General features: G+C 72.2%; 14 protein-coding genes. 7 read left to right on the top strand and 7 right to left on the bottom strand.

Going from position 1 to position 16,661, the window contains the following annotated elements; genetic code table 11:
- Nucleotides 1–176: 176 nt before the first annotated feature.
- Entirely contained in the window at nucleotides 177–803 is a 627-nt protein-coding gene (locus N542_RS0112330) for a DedA family protein (protein WP_028644169.1), read from the bottom strand.
- Nucleotides 804–978: 175 nt separating this feature from the next.
- Between N542_RS0112330 and N542_RS26685 the strand changes: the two genes are divergently transcribed.
- Together N542_RS26685 and N542_RS0112340 are read left to right on the top strand one after the other, a co-directional pair.
- Entirely contained in the window at nucleotides 979–1,581 is a 603-nt protein-coding gene (locus N542_RS26685) for a TetR/AcrR family transcriptional regulator (RefSeq protein WP_028644170.1), read from the top strand.
- Nucleotides 1,582–1,594: 13 nt separating this feature from the next.
- Nucleotides 1,595–2,848: an alkyl sulfatase dimerization domain-containing protein gene (locus tag N542_RS0112340; RefSeq protein ID WP_036507693.1), complete on the top strand. Its 1,254-nt coding sequence runs from the start codon at nucleotides 1,595–1,597 to the stop codon at nucleotides 2,846–2,848.
- Here the strand turns inward: N542_RS0112340 and N542_RS0112345 are convergent.
- From N542_RS0112345 to N542_RS24705, 3 genes are read right to left on the bottom strand one after another with little or no spacing between them, the layout of a single operon-like run.
- The gene (locus N542_RS0112345) at nucleotides 2,845–3,102 is read right to left on the bottom strand and encodes a hypothetical protein (RefSeq protein WP_028644172.1); all 258 of its coding nucleotides are present in this window, start codon (nucleotides 3,100–3,102) and stop codon (nucleotides 2,845–2,847) included. The genes N542_RS0112340 and N542_RS0112345 overlap by 4 nt on opposite strands.
- A gap of 17 nt (nucleotides 3,103–3,119) precedes the next feature.
- Nucleotides 3,120–5,534 carry a lysylphosphatidylglycerol synthase domain-containing protein gene (locus tag N542_RS24700; protein ID WP_036507694.1) on the bottom strand — a complete coding sequence of 805 codons (2,415 nt, stop codon included), beginning with the start codon at nucleotides 5,532–5,534 and terminating at the stop codon, nucleotides 3,120–3,122.
- Complete coding sequence (locus N542_RS24705) at nucleotides 5,531–7,630, bottom strand: phage holin family protein (protein ID WP_051551706.1); 2,100 nt, start codon at nucleotides 7,628–7,630, stop codon at nucleotides 5,531–5,533. The genes N542_RS24700 and N542_RS24705 overlap by 4 nt, the downstream gene beginning before the upstream one ends.
- 110 nt (nucleotides 7,631–7,740) lie before the next feature.
- Here N542_RS24705 and N542_RS0112360 point away from each other — a divergent pair, with 110 nt between their 5' ends.
- Nucleotides 7,741–8,529 carry a spermidine synthase gene (locus N542_RS0112360; protein WP_028644173.1) on the top strand — a complete coding sequence of 263 codons (789 nt, stop codon included), beginning with the start codon at nucleotides 7,741–7,743 and terminating at the stop codon, nucleotides 8,527–8,529.
- Between the two features lie 24 nt (nucleotides 8,530–8,553).
- Here the strand turns inward: N542_RS0112360 and N542_RS0112365 are convergent, their stop codons facing one another.
- The 3 genes from N542_RS0112365 to N542_RS0112375 all read right to left on the bottom strand — a co-directional run bounded on the left by N542_RS0112365 (nucleotide 8,554) and on the right by N542_RS0112375 (nucleotide 12,742).
- The gene (locus N542_RS0112365; RefSeq protein ID WP_028644174.1) at nucleotides 8,554–10,113 is read right to left on the bottom strand and encodes a long-chain-fatty-acid--CoA ligase; all 1,560 of its coding nucleotides are present in this window, start codon (nucleotides 10,111–10,113) and stop codon (nucleotides 8,554–8,556) included.
- 313 nt (nucleotides 10,114–10,426) lie between these two features.
- Nucleotides 10,427–11,539, bottom strand: coding sequence for an acyl-CoA dehydrogenase family protein (locus N542_RS0112370; RefSeq protein WP_028644175.1), 1,113 nt, complete (start codon nucleotides 11,537–11,539; stop codon nucleotides 10,427–10,429).
- A 15-nt stretch (nucleotides 11,540–11,554) separates the two neighbouring features.
- A complete protein-coding gene (locus tag N542_RS0112375; protein WP_028644176.1) occupies nucleotides 11,555–12,742 on the bottom strand; it encodes an acyl-CoA dehydrogenase family protein in 1,188 nt (395 codons plus the stop codon).
- A 99-nt stretch (nucleotides 12,743–12,841) separates the two neighbouring features.
- Between N542_RS0112375 and N542_RS0112380 the strand changes: the two genes are divergently transcribed.
- The 4 genes from N542_RS0112380 (at nucleotide 12,842) to N542_RS0112395 (ending at nucleotide 16,190) form a co-directional block, all read left to right on the top strand.
- A complete protein-coding gene (locus N542_RS0112380) occupies nucleotides 12,842–14,023 on the top strand; it encodes a Rieske 2Fe-2S domain-containing protein (RefSeq protein WP_028644177.1) in 1,182 nt (393 codons plus the stop codon).
- A gap of 5 nt (nucleotides 14,024–14,028) precedes the next feature.
- Complete coding sequence (locus tag N542_RS0112385) at nucleotides 14,029–14,322, top strand: hypothetical protein (RefSeq protein ID WP_028644178.1); 294 nt, start codon at nucleotides 14,029–14,031, stop codon at nucleotides 14,320–14,322.
- A gap of 5 nt (nucleotides 14,323–14,327) precedes the next feature.
- Nucleotides 14,328–15,428, top strand: a complete 1,101-nt coding sequence (locus N542_RS0112390; RefSeq protein ID WP_028644179.1) for a ferredoxin--NADP reductase — start codon at nucleotides 14,328–14,330, stop codon at nucleotides 15,426–15,428.
- 141 nt (nucleotides 15,429–15,569) lie between these two features.
- Complete coding sequence (locus tag N542_RS0112395; RefSeq protein WP_028644180.1) at nucleotides 15,570–16,190, top strand: hypothetical protein; 621 nt, start codon at nucleotides 15,570–15,572, stop codon at nucleotides 16,188–16,190.
- Nucleotides 16,191–16,661: the final 471 nt, after the last annotated feature.

Here is a 16,661-nt window from a genome sequence, read left to right on the forward strand (position 1 = left end):
GCCTGGCGGCCCTCCCTGCTCGACCACCGGAAGTGACGGCGCCGGGGTGCGGGGTCTCGACGACGCTCGGGCCTGGCGGCCCTCCCTGCTCGACCGCCGGGGTGCCCGGGGTGTGCCCGGGGCCTCGACGACGCTCGGGCCTGGTGGCCCTCCCTGCTCGACCACCGGGCCGTCCGTCAGCGGTCCTCGGCGGGAGCGGTCCGGCGGCGTCGTCGCCGCACCACGTAGGCGATGACGAGGAGCACGAAGACGACGGCGAGGAGCGGCGCGACCCGCTCGAGCACGGTGTTGACGGCGTCGATGTGGCTGCCCGCCTGGCGCCCCACCGTGGTCCAGACGGCGACCCAGATCGCGGCACCGATCGCGTTGGCGACCAGGAACCGTCGCCAGGCCAGGCCCGTGATGCCGGCGACCAGTCCGTTGGCGCGGCGCAGGAGCGGGATGAACCGACCGACGATGACGGTCACGGTGCCGCGACGCTCGTAGAACGCCTCGGCCCGGTCGAGCAGGTCGTGGGTCACCCCGAAGCGGCGTCCGAGGCGGATGGCGAGGGGGCGGCCGCCGTACCGCCCGATGGCGTAGGCCGCACACTCACCGAGCACGGCCGCCAGCCAGGCGACGACCAGCACCGGCACGAGGCTGAGGTCACCCGACACGGTGTAGATCGCGGAGACGACGAGGGTGGCCTCGGCCGGCGCAGGCAGGGTGAGGTTCCCGAGGAAGATGATCACCGCGACGGCCACGTAGCCGTAGTCGTCGATGTACGGCGCGATGGTGCCGAAGATGCCGGGCAGGTCGGTCATGGATCGGTCCTCCGGGGCCGCGCTGGTGCGTCGAGGTCTGCTGGCCCGGGCCGAGCATCGTGGCGAGCCTTGTTGCCCGCCAGTCTGCCTGTCGACGATCTTGTGGCATCGGCGTGCCAAAAGTTCGCCGTCACGCCCTCGCTCCGATCCTCAGGTACGTCGTACTCTCACGCACATGGTCAAGCAGGAGGACGGACGTACGGCGCGCCGGGGCCGCAACAGCGCCGCCGTGCTCGACACCGTCCACGAGATGTTCGTGGAGGGCAACTTCTCGCCCTCGGTGGAGGACGTCGCTGCTCGGTCCGGAGTCTCGCTCCGCTCGGTCTACCGCTACTTCGAGGACACGGAGGCGCTGCTGCACCTGGCGATCGAGCGTCGGATCGCCGTCGTGGGGGAGCTGTACGCCCTCGACGCCCTGGGCGAGGGCACGCAGGAGGCGCGGGTCCTGGCGCTGGTCAACCAGCGCCTCGTGCTGCACTCCAAGCTGGCCCCGACGATCCGCGCCGCCCTGCTCCGGGCCCCGTTCTCCCCGCAGATCGCCGAGCAGGTGCGACAGCGGCGCGATGTGCTCGCGGGCCAGGTCGCGGCGCAGTTCGCGCAGGAGACCGCTGCCCTGAGCGGGTCGCGACGCGAGGAGCTGCTCGCCTGGATCGACGCGCTGTGCTCCTTCGACACGATGGAGGACCTGCGCGTGCGACGGGGTCTCTCCCTGAGCCGAGCACGCCGGGTGATGGTGGGCGGGGTGACCGCGCTGCTGTCGAGCGTGCCCAACAAGTGACACGCTGACTGCCATGAGCATTCTCGACATCGCCGACGACCTGTGGACCGGAGCCCGCAGGATCGAGGACACCCACCCGTTCTCGCTGTCGGGCGAGGCCGAGGAGGTCACCGACGGGGTCGCCTTCGTCCCTGCCTTCGCCAACGTCGCGGCGATCGCCACCGACGACGGCCTGACCCTGGTCGACACGGGCAGCCCGCCCTTCGCCCAGCACATCCACACCACGCTGCGCCGGTGGAACAGCACCCGCCTCCACACCGCCGTCTTCTCCCACGGTCACATCGACCACGTGTTCGGTGTGGCGCCGTTCGAGGAGGAGGCCAGCGAGCGCGGGTGGGCCGCACCGCGCGTGGTCGCGCACGAGAGGCTGCCGGCACGCTTCGACCGCTACGTCCTCACCGCCGGCTACAACGAGGTCATCAACCAGCGCCAGTTCGGGCTGCCCGACCTGCGCTGGCCGCGGGAGTACCGCTACCCCGACGAGACGTACGCCGACGCCACGCTGCTCCAGGTCGGTGGCCTGGACCTGCACCTGACCCACTGCCGCGGCGAGACCGACGACCACACCTACACCTGGGTCCCCGAGCGCAGGCTGCTGTGCTGCGGCGACCTCTTCATCTGGGCGTCGCCCAACGCCGGCAACCCGCAGAAGGTGCAGCGCTACCCCCGTGAGTGGGCCGCCGGCCTGCGCACGATGGCCGGTCTCGGCGCGGAGATCATGCTGCCCGGGCACGGCGTACCCGTGGTCGGTGCCGACCGGATCCGCCAGGCGCTCACCGACAGCGCCGACCTGCTCGACCACCTCCACGACGAGACGGTCGCGATGATGAACGCCGGTGCCCGCCTCGACGAGATCGTGCACACCGTCCGTGGCCCCCAGCACCTGCTCGAGCGGCCCTACCTGCGGCCGGTGTACGACGAGCCCGAGTTCGTCGTGCGCAACGTGTGGCGGCTGTACGGCGGGTGGTGGGACGGCGACCCCGCCCACCTGAAGCCTGCACCCGCCGCCACCCTGGCCGGCGAGCTGGCGTCGCTGGCCGGAGGCGCAGGCCGGTTGGCCGACCGGGCGCTCGAGGTGCTCGAGGCCGGCGACGACCGGTTGGCCGGGCACCTGGCCGAGCTCGCGTGGCAGGCGGCGCCGGGTGACGCGGCGGTCGCCGCCGTACGCGCGCAGGTCTTCACCACCCGGGCCGCCCACGAGGCGTCCACGATGGCGCAGGGTGTCTTCGGCTGGGCCGCCCGCGAGTCTGCCGCCGAGTCGCCCTAGGTGATCGCCAGCAGCCCGCCGCCCGCGAGCGCGGCGAGCACGAGCAGCGCCGTGGCGAAGGGCCGCCAGGCCGGTGACGCCGCGAACAGGACCGCGACGAGCCCGGCGAAGACGGCGGTCACCGCGAGGGCGACGTCCCACGCGCCGTAGCGCCAGATCGATCCGAGCAGCAGGCCCGCGGCGATGCCGAGAAGCGCGCCCGGCAGCGGGCCGGGAGGCGGATGGTCCGGGAGGTCGACCCACTGATCGCTCACACGTCGATCATGCCCGCTCAGTCGATGAAGTCCTCCTTGCGCAGCCAGCGCAGGGAGAAGATGCCGAAGAGCGACGGCAGGTACGTCGTGCACATGCGCTGCGAGACCGCGATCGCGAACGCCGGGCCGGCCGGGACCCCGACCGCCACCAGTCCGGCCGCGATCGCGGCCTCGCCCACGCCGACGTTGCCCGGCACGGGCACCAGGCTGGCGAAGAGCGAGGCGGACGCGGCGACGAAGAGCGCCGACCCGTACGAGATCGACGGCTGCATCCCCTGGACCAGGCACTCCAGGCACAGGGCCGTGATCATCAGCGACAGCAGGTTCGTGCCGAAGAGGCCCAGAGCGCGCGTCGGGCTCTCGGTGACGACCTGCAGGGACCGGCCGAGGCTGCGCACCATCATCACGACCTGGCGCCGCAGCTTGGGCACCAGCACGACGGCGAGCGCGGAGAGCACCAGGACCACGACGAAGAGCACCAGGATGCGGTCGAGGTTGCCGGGTCCGGACAGCTGCATGCCCTCGGGCAGGCTCTGGGCGAGCAGGACCGCGACCAGCACCACCAGCACGTTGGCGACCGAGGCGGCGAACGAGTCCAGGCCGGTCGCGGTCACGGCCACCGCCGGGCCCTCGCCGTACCGCCGGAAGAACGTCGTGTAGAGCGCGACCCGGCCGAGCGTGGCCGAGATCGCGAGACCGACCGTCTTCACGGCGTACTGGAGGTGCACCAGCGGCACCAGCGGCAGCCGCGACCTGACCGTCGACAACGCGGTGCCGGCGTCGGCGAGTGAGGTGGTCTGGCAGATGACGAGGCCGACCACGACCCACGCCCAGGCCGCGTTGCTCCAGGTCGACCAGACGGTCGCCCAGTCGAGGTCGAGCAGCGTGCTGAGCAGGATGTACGCCGCGAGCAGGATGAACCCGGTCTGCAGAAGGTCGCGCGGGCGGACCCGGACGATCTCGGCAGGCGGCGGTGGTTCAGTGCCGGTCCGCTCCGCGATCGTCGTCTTCAGCGACTCGATCGTCGCCTTGGTCTCCTTGCTGCTGCGCAGCGACCGGGGGAGCGCGGCCCGCTGCAGGTAGGGCTGCGCCGCGACGACAACGTCGGTGCCCAGGCCGGCGAGCGCGGTGTCCACGGCCCGAGCCGGTCCGATCGCGAGTGCCACGCTGGAGAGCAGGACGGCGATCTCCTGGGCCCGCTGAGCTTCCGTCGCGGCGACCACGCCGCCGCTGAACTCGGACAGCACCGGACCGTCGCTGTCAGCCGCGACGTGCTCGAGGGTGAGCTCACCGTGGGTGAGCCCGGCGGCGTGCAGCTCGCCGACGGAGGCCCAGACGCGCCGTACCGTCTCGTCGTCCAGGGTGGGCGCGTCGACGAGGGGCGTGCGCGGGGCGCCGAGCACGAGGACGGCGTCGCCGGAGCTCTCCGCGGCGGCGACCAGGTCGTCGACGCGCACCCCGGCCCGCTCGGCCATGATCGTCAGGAGCGCCTCGTGCTCGACGAGCTGGAGGCGGGTGGCCCCCGGGGAGCTCTGGTCGCGGTAGATCAGGGTCCGCCACCAGCGGGCGGCCAGCCTCGCGTCGGTGGCGTCGCGTCCGTACACCTTGATCAGCAGCGGCCGGCCCTGCTCGGAGTCGGCGTAGAGGATCCGAGCACCCCACGGCTGACGGTCCGCGAGCCGGAGACCGTGGACGCGCACCCCCATCCGGGCGAGGCTGTCGGCGACCTGGGCGACGTCGGGGTGGCCGGCCGGCGAGCCGACGACGACGAGGGTGACCCCGGCGGCGGCGATCCCGATCGCGAGGGCGCCGAGCACGTCGGTCGGACCGGCGATCCCGATCGCCCACGCCGCCACGCACTGGACGGTCACGACGCCGACGTGGAAGCGACGCACGGAGCTCACGACGAAGGGCCGCAGCACGAGCAGCACGGCGGTCACGACCGCGACCCGCAGGGTGGGGAAGCCGTGCGCGGACCCGCTCTGGACCCGCCCCGGGTCGATCTCGGGCAGGCCCGCGCCGGCGAAGTAGGACGCGATCACGGCGCCGCCGACGGCGGCACCGACAGCGAGCAGGACCGCGAACGGGAGCCGGCCGCGTCGCGGCGCGGTGAGCACGACGGCGATGACCACGCCCACGGCGTAGACCGCGCCGATGGCGTACGCCGCGTCGAAGAGCGTCGTCGCCCAGCGCGGCAGGTAGTCGGAGACCCCGCTGACGGCGCTGTCGAGGACGCCACGGTGGGCGGCGGCCCGGGCGCACGCGAGCACGGTGACCAGGCCCATGACGGCCAGGGCGACGTCGATCGGACGCCGCGACCGCGCACCCGTGCCCGCGATGAAGAACCGCGACGTGAACCTGGTGGGCCGGTCGGCGTCGACGTCGAGATCGACGTGCGGACCGGCCGGGACCGCGGCGGGGATGTCGGTCACGCCCGTGCTCCTGACCGGTGGGCCCGGTCGTGACCGACCAGGTCGGCGCGGTGGCCGAGGCCCTCGAGCCAGCCGACGAGCACCCCGTGCAGCGCGTCTGCCCCCACGACCATCTCCTCGGGCATCTCGAGATCCGCCGGGTGCACCACCATGCCCCGGTCCTGCCATCCGCCGAGGCCGCCGTGGCAGGCGACCAGGCCCTCGAACGCCGCGACCTCGTCGAGGTCGTCGATCAGGCTGTTGACGTAGATGTCGGGCGCCTCGGCCATCGTGGCCGCACGCAGCACGAACTCCGGCGCGTGCGGCCCGAACCGGGCGAGCGGGTCCACCCCCACCACGACCGCGTCGCGCACCCGGTGCTCACCACCCGGCCCCAGGGCGACCGGTCCGTGCTCGAGGGTGTCGACGACGACGAACCCGACGCCCGGATGGGCGACCAGGCCGGGCACGAGCGCCGGGAACCGGGTCGCGAGCTCCTCGGAGGTGAGGCGGTGCTGCTCGCCGGCGACGTAGACCAGCCCGAGGTTGCCGGAGCCGAAGACCAGGAACTGCTCCTGCGCCGCGCCCTCGGCGTTCGTCTGGGCCCGGTCCGACTCCTGGGTGTCGAAGCTGTCGGCCGTGATCCGATCCGAGGCCCGGTCCAGCGCCCGTCCCACCACGGTGTCCTGGTCGGCGTTGCCGGCGACCATTGCGTTGAGGGCGCCGCTGCCCTCGGCGTTGTCGCCGGCGCCGATGGTGGCCGTGTCGGACAGGCGTGACACCAGCGCGGCCAGGTCCTCGCCGTACCGGTCGGCGAAGATCGCGCCCTGCGACTGTCCGTGGTCGGAGAGCACGACGATGTGGTACTTGCGTGGCGCCACGGCGGCCACCGCCTCGAGCTGGGCGAGGGCCGCGTCGATGCCGGCCAGGGCGTCCAGCGACTCCGGCTGGAGGATCCCGGCGTGGTGCGCGACCGCGTCGTAGTCGACGAAGTCGACGTAGATGCTGCGCCGCCCCTTCAGCATCGCGTCGGCGACCAGCGTGGTGTTGAGGTCGCGCACGACACCGACCAGACCGGCCCGCTCCAGGGCGAAGGACCAGCCGCGGTGGACGCGGGGGCGGATGTCGCGACGTCGGGCGCGGGAGGCCTGGAAGCGCTCGCGGGCGATCTCGCTGAAGGCGCGGGACATGCTGCGGGTGAAGCCGGCCGGTCTGCTGAGGAAGTCCGACAGCGCGCGCCGTGACTCCCGGGTCTCGTGGCCACGGCCGACCGCGCTCATCGTCGCGTAGGCGCTGGCGGCGTCCCCGGTGAAGAGGTTGCTGATCGAGACGCCGTCGTCCGCGAGCAGGCCGAGCCCGTTGGAGTGCATCGCCTCGATGGCGGCGGCGTCGGCGGGACGGTTGGCGACGTACACCTTCCCCGTCGGGCGGTCGACCCAGCGGAAGGCCGGGATGCCGTCGATGGTGCCGTGCAGGATGCCCATCTGGCTGGCCGGGGTCGTGGCCGGCAGCTTGGGACGCCACTCGACGGCCCGGTGGGAGCCGCCGCGGATCCAGCGGGAGAGGGTCGGCAGGGTGCCGGCACGGACGCACCAGTCGAGCACCGGGTACGGTACGCCGTCGGCCTGCACGAAGAGGATGCCGGGCACGTCCGGGTCGGCCACGGTCACGCGGTGCCGCCGGGCCCGTCGCAGCAGCGAGGCCGTGACGGCGTCGTCGGTGCCGGCGGTGGCGACCCAGACGAAGAACGTGGACACGAACGCGACGATCCAGGACGCGAGCAGCGCCCAGCCGAGCTCGGCGGCGTCCAGCCCCTTCGGCGCGTAGACGACGAGCCAGACGGCGAGCGCCTGGCCGAGCAGGCCGAGCAGGATGGTCCCGACCCAGCCGAGCCGGACCGCGCCCTCGACCAGCAGCACGCGCAGCACCGCGCCGATGGCGGCCACCAGCACGGCGGTGCGCAGGGCGTCCTCCCAGCCGGCGAGGTCGAAGCCGGGCAGCACCCAGGACGCGAGCACCAGCCCCAGGGTGCCGCCGATCAGCCCGAGCAGGGCACGGCCGAGGTCGCCGCGACGCAGGCGCCACCGAGAGCGCGTGCCCGCGGCAGCTCCGACCATGTCGCGACCGTAGCGGAACCGGACCCCGTCGGCCTGGCCCGTTGCGGGTGACCTTGCGGCGAGCGCAGTGCCCGTCCAGACCGGCGGTCGGGCAGTGGCAGGCTGGTCTCGTGGAGGCCTGCGAGATCGCGCCCGGGGACCGGCCCGGGACGTTCGTCCTGCGGATGTCGGGGATGGACCAGTCGTACGTCGACCTGGAGGACCCGACCAGGATCGTCTTCGACTACGTGCGCCGGCTGGCCGACGTCGTGGACGCCGTCGCGCCGGCGGGGGAGCCCGTCCGGGTCGTCCATGTCGGCGGTGCGGGGATGACCTTGCCTCGGTACGTCGCCACCACGCGACCGCGCTCGGCCCAGATCGTCCTCGAGCCGGCGACCGCGGTCACCGAGCTGGTCCGCCGCGAGCTCCCGCTGCCGCGCAACAGCGGCATCAAGGTGCGTGACCTGGACGGCTCGACCGGGATCGCCGGGCTGCGCGACGGACAGGCCGAGCTGGTGGTCGTCGACGCCTTCGCCGACGCGCGGGTGCCCGGCTCCCTGGTCACGGTGACCTTCGCCGAGGACCTGCTCCGGGTCGTGGGCCCCACGGGCGTCGTCGCCTTCAACCTCACCGACCGTGCACCCTTCGGCTGGACGCGTCGGGCGGTCGCGTCGATCCGGCTCTCCTTCCCCTCGCTCCTGCTCACCGCGGAGCCGGCCACGCTGCGCGCCAAGCGTCTGGGCAACCTGGTGGTGGTCGCGTCCGCGTCCGCCGCCGCGCTGCCGCTCGACGCCCTGCGGACCCGGGCGACCACCGCGGCCGCGCCGTACCGCGTGCTCGACGCTCGTGCGGTCTCGGACGGCTTCGGTGGCGGTACGCCCTTCACCGATCTCGATGCCGAGCCCTCGCCCGCCCCGTGAGGTGCGGCACCGGCCGGCCGACGGTCAGGTCGAGTACGACGTGCCGCGCGGCTCACGGGTCCAGAGCACGCCACCGCCCGCGACGGGTCCCTCGGCGGCGAGCTCGCGCTTGAGCACCTTGTTGGTCGCCGTGCGCGGGAGGGTGTCGACGACCCGCACGTACGCCGGCCAGCCCTTGCGCGAGAGGTCAGGCTGGTCGGCCAGAAAGGTCTCGAGGTCGGCCGGGCCCAGGTTGGAGCGGATGACGACCGCCGCCATCACCTGGTCGCCGACCGCGGGGTCCGGCACGGCGTACACCGCCGCCTCCTCGATCGCGGGGTGCCGCAGCAGGATGCGCTCGATCGGGGCGGCGGCGAGGTTCTCGCCGTCGACGCGCATCCAGTCGGCGGTGCGTCCGGCGAAGTAGACGAAGCCGTCGGCGTCGCGGTAGGCGAGGTCGCCGGACCAGTACATCCCGCCGCGCATCCGCTCGGCCTCGGCGGCGGGATCGTTGTAGTAGCCCGCGAACGCACCGGCGCCGCCGGTGTTGACCAGCTCACCGGTCGCCTCGTCGGCGTTGACCAGGCGCCCGGTCGTGTCGAAGACGGCGTCCGGGACCTCGAGCATCGTGTCGGGGTCGAGCACCTTCACCTGGTCGACCGGCCGCCCGAGGCTGCCCGCCGGCATGTCCGGCACCCGCTGCACGATCACGGCGTTCTCGGTCGAGGAGTAGGAGTCGACGACCACGCACCCGAAGCGCCGCGCGAAGCCGGTGATGTCGCGGTCGTTGGCCTCGTTGCCGAAGACCAGCCGCAGCGGGTTGTCCGCGTCGTCGGGTCGCTCGGGCGTCGCCATGACGTAGGTGAGCGGCTTGCCGACGTAGTTGGCGTACGTCGCGCCGTGGCGTCGTACGTCGGGCAGGAACCCGGAGGCCGAGAAGCGCCGGGCCAGTGCGATCGTCGCGCCCGCGGCGAGCGCGGGACCCCAGCCGGCCATGATGGCGTTGGAGTGGAACATCGGCATCGACAGGTACGCCGTGTCGGCCGGTCCGAGACCGAAGCGCTCGGAGAGGAACTGCCCCGGGTAGGCCACCTTCGCCTGCGTCACGTTGACCGCCTTCGGGTCACCCGACGTGCCCGAGGTGAAGATCAGCATCATCAGGTCGTCGGGCCCGACGTCGGCGACCGGCACCGGCGCGGACGCGTGCTCCTCGAGCAGGGCCGACCAGTCCGGTGAGTCGATCGGCACCACGGGCACCGTGACGTCCGCGAGCAGCTCGGCATGGGCCGCGTCGGTGACGACGACCTGCACGTCGGCGCGCCGTACGTCGGCCGCGAGCGCCGCGCCGCGACGGGTCGGGTTCAGGCCGACGACGACGAGCCCGCCGAGCGCCGCGCCGCCGAGCAGGAACGCGAACTCCGGCACGTTCTCCAGCAGCACGCCGACGTGCCGCGGCTCGCCGGGCGGCAGCACCCCCGACACCACGGCGGCCCGGACGCTCGACTCGTGCACGACCTCGGCCCAGGTCCACGACTCGTCCTCGAACAGCAGCCCGGGCGCCGGGTCGGCCGCCCGCGCGAGCAGCTGGTCGCGCACGGTCGGCATCGGCGGCGGGGTGGTTTCGAGGCTCGGGCCTTGCGGCCCTCGCACCTCAACCACCGGCACGCGGTGGTCGAGGTGTGAAGCCGCCGGCACGCGGTGGTCGAGGTGCGAAGACGCCGGGGCACGGTGGTTGAGGTGTGAAGGCGCCCTGGCGCCTGAGCCTCGAAACCACCCTCACGCGGGCTCGCACCTGGACGCGCACGGTCGCCGGCGGTGTGGTTTCGAGGCTCGGGCCTTGCGGCCCTCGCACCTCAACCACCGGGGCACGGTGGTTGAGGTGTGAAGGCGCCCTGGCGCCTGAGCCTCGAAACCACCCTCACGCGGGCTCGGACGCCAGGATGCGCCCGACGTTCAGGGCCTGCTCGGTGGCGCCACCGTGCAGGAACTCGAAGCGCTTGGCCGAGGTGAAGTAGCGGTGCGCCTCGCCGTCGAGGTCGATGCCGACGCCGCCGTGGACGTGGATCGTCGTGTGCGCGAGCCGGTGGCCGGCGTCCGCGGCCCACAGCTTCGCGATCGCGATCTCGCTGTCGGCGGGCAGCCCCTCCTCGAGGCGCCAGGCGGCCTGCCAGAGGGTGAGCCGCAGGCCGAGCACGTCGATGTAGCCGTCCGCCAGCCGCTGCGACACGGCCTGGAAGGTGCCGATCGGGCGACCGAACTGCTCGCGGGTCTTCGCGTACGACGACGTCAGCCTCAGCGCCCCCTCGGTGATGCCCAGCTGCTCGGCCGATCCGGCGAGCAGCAGCAGCTGGCGCAGGCGCTGGTCCGCAGCGCCGTCGGCAGCACCGACCAGCCGGTCGGCCGGAAGCACCGCGGCGTCGAGCTCGAGACGGGCGACGCCGTCGCCGTCGGAGAAGGTCTGCGCGACGACGGTCACGCCCTGGTCTCCCGGCTCGACGAGGAAGACCCCGACGCCCGAGGGCGTGTCGGCCGGCACCAGGAACGCGTCGGCGTACGGACCCGCCGGCACGATCGACTTGCTCCCGGTCAGCACGTACGACGCACCGTCGGTCGTCGCCACGGTCGTCGGTCGGGCGGGGAAGTAGGCGCGGTCCTCGGCGACGGCCGCGGTCAGCACGCTGGCGCCGGACGCCGCGCCCGGCAGCCACTGCTGCTGCTGCGCGTCGGTGCCGAGCTCCGCGATCAGCCGCGAGGCCGGGCCGTGGGCGGCCAGCGGCACCGGCGCGACGGTGCGTCCCACCTCGACCAGCACCCGGGCGAGCTCGATGAGGCCGAGCCCGGCGCCGTCGTACCTCTCCGGCAGCGCGAGGCCGAGCAGGCCGGACGAGCCGAGCTCCGCCCAGAGCTCGCGGTCGAAGCGGTCGCCACCGGCCTCGACGCTCTTGAGGCGGTCGTTGCTCGTGCGGGCCTTGAGGATGCTGGCGGCCAGGTCGGCGGCCTCGTCCTGCTCGGGGGTGAACCTGAAGTCCATCGTGTGCCTCTCGCTCTATCGCTTCGCTGCGGGGAGGCCGAGGCCGACGTACCCGATGATGTCGCGCTGAATCTCGTTGGTGCCGCCGCCGAAGGTCATCACCAGGGCCGAGCGGTAGGAGCGCTCGAGCCGTCCGGCGAGGACCGCGCCCTCGGAGGCGCCGGTGACGCCCGCGTTGGGCCCGACGATCTCCATCAGGGAGCGGTAGACCTCGGTCGCGAGCTCCGAGCCGTAGATCTTGGTGGCCGACGCCTCGGCCGGCGAGAGGTCGACCCCGGCGTCGGCGTCGGCGGCGAGCTTCCAGTTGATCAGGGCGAGCGCGGTCGTCCGGGCGTGGGCGCGGCCGAGCGCGATCTGCACCCACTCGGAGTCGATCACCCGCTGGCCGTCGGGGTTCTTGGTCTCCTGCCCCCAGCGCCGGACCATGTCGATCGAGTAGGTCAGCGGCGCGGCCGAGGTTAGGGCGACCCGCTCGTGGTTGAGCTGGTTGGTCATCAGCGACCAGCCGCCGTTGAGCTCGCCGACCAGGTTGGAGGCGGGCACGCGGACGTCCTCGTAGTACGTCGCGCTCGTGCTGACGCCGGCGACGGTGTGCACGGGCGTGTACGAGAAGCCGGGGGCGTCGGCGGGCACCAGGATCATCGACAGGCCCTTGTGGCGCGGGAGGTCCGGGTCGGTGCGCACGGCCAGCCACAGCCAGTCGGCGTACTGGATCAGCGACGTCCACATCTTCTGCCCGTTGATCACCCACTCGTCGCCCTCGCGGACGGCCTTGGTGGTGAGCGAGGCAAGGTCGGTCCCCGACCCGGGCTCGGAGTAGCCGATCGAGAAGTGCAGGTCGCCCTGGAGGATGCGCGGGAGGAAGTACTCCTTCTGCTCCTCGGTGCCGTAGCGCATGATCGTCGGCCCGACGGTGTTGAGCGTCAGGTAGGGGATCGGTACGCCGGCGACCGCGGCCGCGTCGGTGAAGATCAGCTGCTCGACCATCGAGCGCGCCTGGCCGCCGTACTCCGTCGGCCACCCGATGCCGAGCCAGCCGTCGGCGCCGAGCTGACGGATCACCTTCTTGTAGACGGCGTCGTCCCCGAACTCGCCGGTCGCGGCGGCGAGGCCGGCCTTCACCTCGGGGGTGACCAGCGCCGCGAAGTACTCGCGGAGCTCCTCGCGGAGCGCCTCCTGGTCGGGCGTGAGGGCGATGTGCATCAGCAACTCCCGGTGGGAACGGTGGGGGTGGCGGTGGAAACCGCGACCCAAAAACTATAACCTGTTCTTGTTTTGGTCCACACCGTCTGGAGGCCCGCCATGAGCGACACCACCACGAGTGTCCGTGCGCTCGACCACGGCAGCCCGCCCGAGCGCTTCGCCCGTGGCTGGCACTGCATCGGTCTCGCCGACACCTTCCGCGACGGCAGGCCCCACGGCATCGAGGCCTTCGGCGGCAAGATCGTCGTCTGGGCCGACACGCAGGGCGAGATCAACGTCCTCGACGGCTACTGCCGCCACATGGGCGGCGACCTGGCGCAGGGTGAGGTCAAGGGCGACGAGATCGCCTGCCCCTTCCACGACTGGCGCTGGGGCGGCGACGGTAAGTGCAAGGCGATCCCGTACGCGCGGCGGGTGCCGCTGCGGGCGCGGACCCAGAGGTACGAGACCGCGATCGTCAACGACCAGCTGCTGATCTGGCACGACGTGGAGGGCTCGCCGGCCGACTACGACATCCTCCCGCCGCAGCTCGTGGGGCTCGACGAGGGCAAGTACACCGACTGGGTCTGGGTGGCCGAGGAGATCGAGGGCTCGCACTGCCGCGAGCTCATCGACAACGTCGTCGACATGGCGCACTTCTACTACGTGCACTTCGCCTTCCCGACGAGCTTCCAGAACGTCTTCGAGGGACACCTCGCGACCCAGTTCATGGAGTCGAAGGGCCGCCCCGACAAGACCGGCGGGTACGGCGACGCCGAGCTCTTCCTCAAGTCCGAGGCGACCTACTACGGGCCGTCGTACATGATCAACTGGCTCGACACCGACTACAAGGGCTTCAACACCGAGGTCGTGCTGGTCAACTGCCACGTGCCGACCGGGCCCAACTCGTTCCGGCTGCAGTACGGCATCACCGTCAAGAAGCCCGAGGGCCTCGACGACAAGACCACCGACTTCATCGCCCAGAAGTACGCCGAGATGTTCGGCAGCGGCTTCCTCCAGGACGTGCACATCTGGAAGAACAAGGTGCCGGTGCAGAACCCGCTGCTCTGCGAGGAGGACGGGCCGGTCTACCAGCTGCGTCGGTGGTACGAGCAGTTCTACGTCGACCGGGCCGACATCGCGCCCGAGATGGTGGACCGCTTCGAGTTCGAGGTCGACACCACCAAGGCCAACGAGTACTGGCAGGAGGAGGTCGCCGACAACCTCCGCAAGAAGGCCGAGGACGACGCCGCCGCCGAGGCGTCGGCCGGCGCCGAGCCGTCGATCATGACGGGCACCTGAGCGCGATGGCTTCCTTCGTCCCGACCAGTGCCGACACGATCGAGGACCAGCGTCTCTACACCTCGGCGCGCCTGGTGGAGGTCGCGTGCCTCGACTGCCTGGCCCGGGTGGGCGTGAAGAAGAACAGCGACCACCACACGTCGATCCAGTGGTCGGCCGAGGCGCGCGCGCACTGCCCCGAGCTGTCCCGGCGTACCGGTGCGCGGGACGTCAAGGACGGCTGTCCGCGCCTGCATGCGAGCATCGACGACGCTGCCCGCAACGGACGCATCCCCATCGGAGCCGAGGACGGTTACTAACTCTTATGTCCGACGAGTCCTTCGAGCTGAAGGTCGTGGACGTGGTCGAGGAGACCGCGGACGCGCACTCCATCTCCTTCGAGGTCCCTGCCGGTGCTGAGGAGCGGTTCGCCTACCGGCCGGGCCAGTTCCTGACCCTCGCCGTGCCGAGCGACCGGACCGGCGTCGCCGCCCGCTGCTACTCGCTCTCCAGCAGCCCGGTCGGCGGGGGACCGCTCACGATCACCGTGAAGCGGACCGTCGAGGGCTACGCGTCCAACTGGGTCTGCGACCACCTGCGCGAGGGCGACTCCATGCGGGTGCTGCCGCCGAGCGGCATCTTCACGCCGGCGTCGCTGAGCGCCGACCTGCTGCTCCTCGCCGGCGGCAGCGGCATCACCCCCGTCATCTCGATCACCCGCACCGCCCTCGCGCAGGGCACCGGGCGGATCGTGCTGTTCTACGCCAACCGCGACGAGCGCTCGGTGATCTTCGCCCGCGAGCTGACCGCGCTGGCCGCCGCCCATCCCGATCGGCTGCAGGTCGTGCACTGGCTCGAGTCGGTGCAGGGCCTCCCGAGCCACGACCAGATGCGCGCGTTCGCCTCGGCGTACCTCTCCTACGACGCCTTCGTGTGCGGACCGGCGCCGTTCATGAAGATGACGATCGCGGCGCTCAAAGAGCTGGAGTTCCCCCGGGAGCGCCGGCACCAGGAGAAGTTCATCTCGCTCGGCGGCAACCCCTTCGGCGATTTGCACGACCAGGAGGTCGCCGAGCACGAGATCGAGGAGGCCGAGAGCGACCCGGAGGACGCGGCTGCCGCGTCCGTCGGTGAGCTGAGCCCCGAGGGGCCGGTGCACCTCGAGGTCGAGCTCGACGGCCAGCACTACGCCTTCGACGACTGGGCCCCCGGCACCAAGCTGCTCGACCACCTCGAGGCCAAGGGCGTCAAGGCGCCGTACTCGTGTCGCGAGGGCGAGTGCTCGGCGTGCGCCATCCGTCTGCTCGAGGGTGAGGTGAAGATGCTCCACAACGACGTGCTCGACGACGACGACCTGGCCGAGGGCATCCGGCTCGGGTGCCAGTCCGTGCCGGTGACCGACACCGTGAAGGTGACCTACCACTGAGGTCGCAGGCGTCGCATCTGCAAGTTCGCCGCAAGAATTGGTGGTCTAGTCACCGCGGTCATTCCCCGCGTACAGGCGTGAGGCTGATCCCTTCAGGGAAGTTCCAGTGCACGACGGACTCTTTGACGATGGGAAAGCGCCATGTATCTCGGACTGTGCTTGATCGGCGTGGCCGCCGCCGTGTGGACGATCACCGCGTGCGCCGCTCGCCCCGCGTCACCGCCCACCGGATCGCGTGACCTCGAACGCCGCAGGGCCCACCTGCGGGCCTGCCCCGCGCGGGTGACCCAGGTCGACGTGGAGTGCCTGCTCCGGTCACAGGCGCTGTCGGAGTCGATGACCATCCGGGTCCTCGGGACCGCAGCCGAGCGCCGGATCGGCTGGGCCACGCTGTGGTCCTGGGCCGACCGGTTCGGAGCGGACAAGCTCGTCCTCGCCCTCGACGCCGACGTCGCCGAGCGCCGCCTCCGGCGCCACCTCGAGGGCGGTACGACGCCCGACTGGGCCGCGATGTCGCTCTTCGCGGGCCTCAACCGTGACACTCTCCCGTACGCGGAGGTCGTCGACGCGGATGCCGCCGTCGAGGACGACCTGCCGGGCTTCGAGCTGGAGGAGTGGGAGAGTCCCGACCTCGCCACCGCGCCCGCGACGGACGTCGACCTGAGCCAGTTCGGCCACCTGCCGCCGATCTACGACCCCGGCCTGCCGCTCACGCTCTCCGCCTTCCCTCCGACCGACCAGGGCTGGCCGAAGGTCGCCTGAGAGCTGCCGGCTGGGCCCACGTGGGAGCGGTGGGCAATCCACCGATGTGGAGCCGCGGGATCGTGGTTCTCCCACCGCCGGGCGCTGGCGGGCGGCCGTGGGTGGCGGTGAGCTATCCACCGTTCCTGGTCGCAGAAGAGTGGAGCGCCCACCGCCGGGCCGGGCGGCGGTGAGCTATCCACCGTTCCTGGTCGCAGAAGAGTGGAGCGCCCACCGCCGGGCCGGGCGGCGGTGAGCTATCCACCGTTCCTGGTCGCAGAAGAGTGGAGCGCCCACCGCCGGGCCGGGCGGCGGTGAGCTATCCACCGTTCCTGGTCGCAGAAGAGTGGAGCGCCCACCGCCGGGCCGGGCGGCGGTGAGCTATCCACCGTTCCTGGTCGCAGAAGAGTGGAGCACCCATCGCCAGGTCGGGCGGCGGTGAGCTGTCCACCGTTCCTGGTCGCAGAAGACTGGAGCGCCCACCGCCAGGCC

It is taken from the genome of Nocardioides sp. URHA0020 (assembly GCF_000620705.1).
Lineage (GTDB): Bacteria > Actinomycetota > Actinomycetes > Propionibacteriales > Nocardioidaceae > Nocardioides.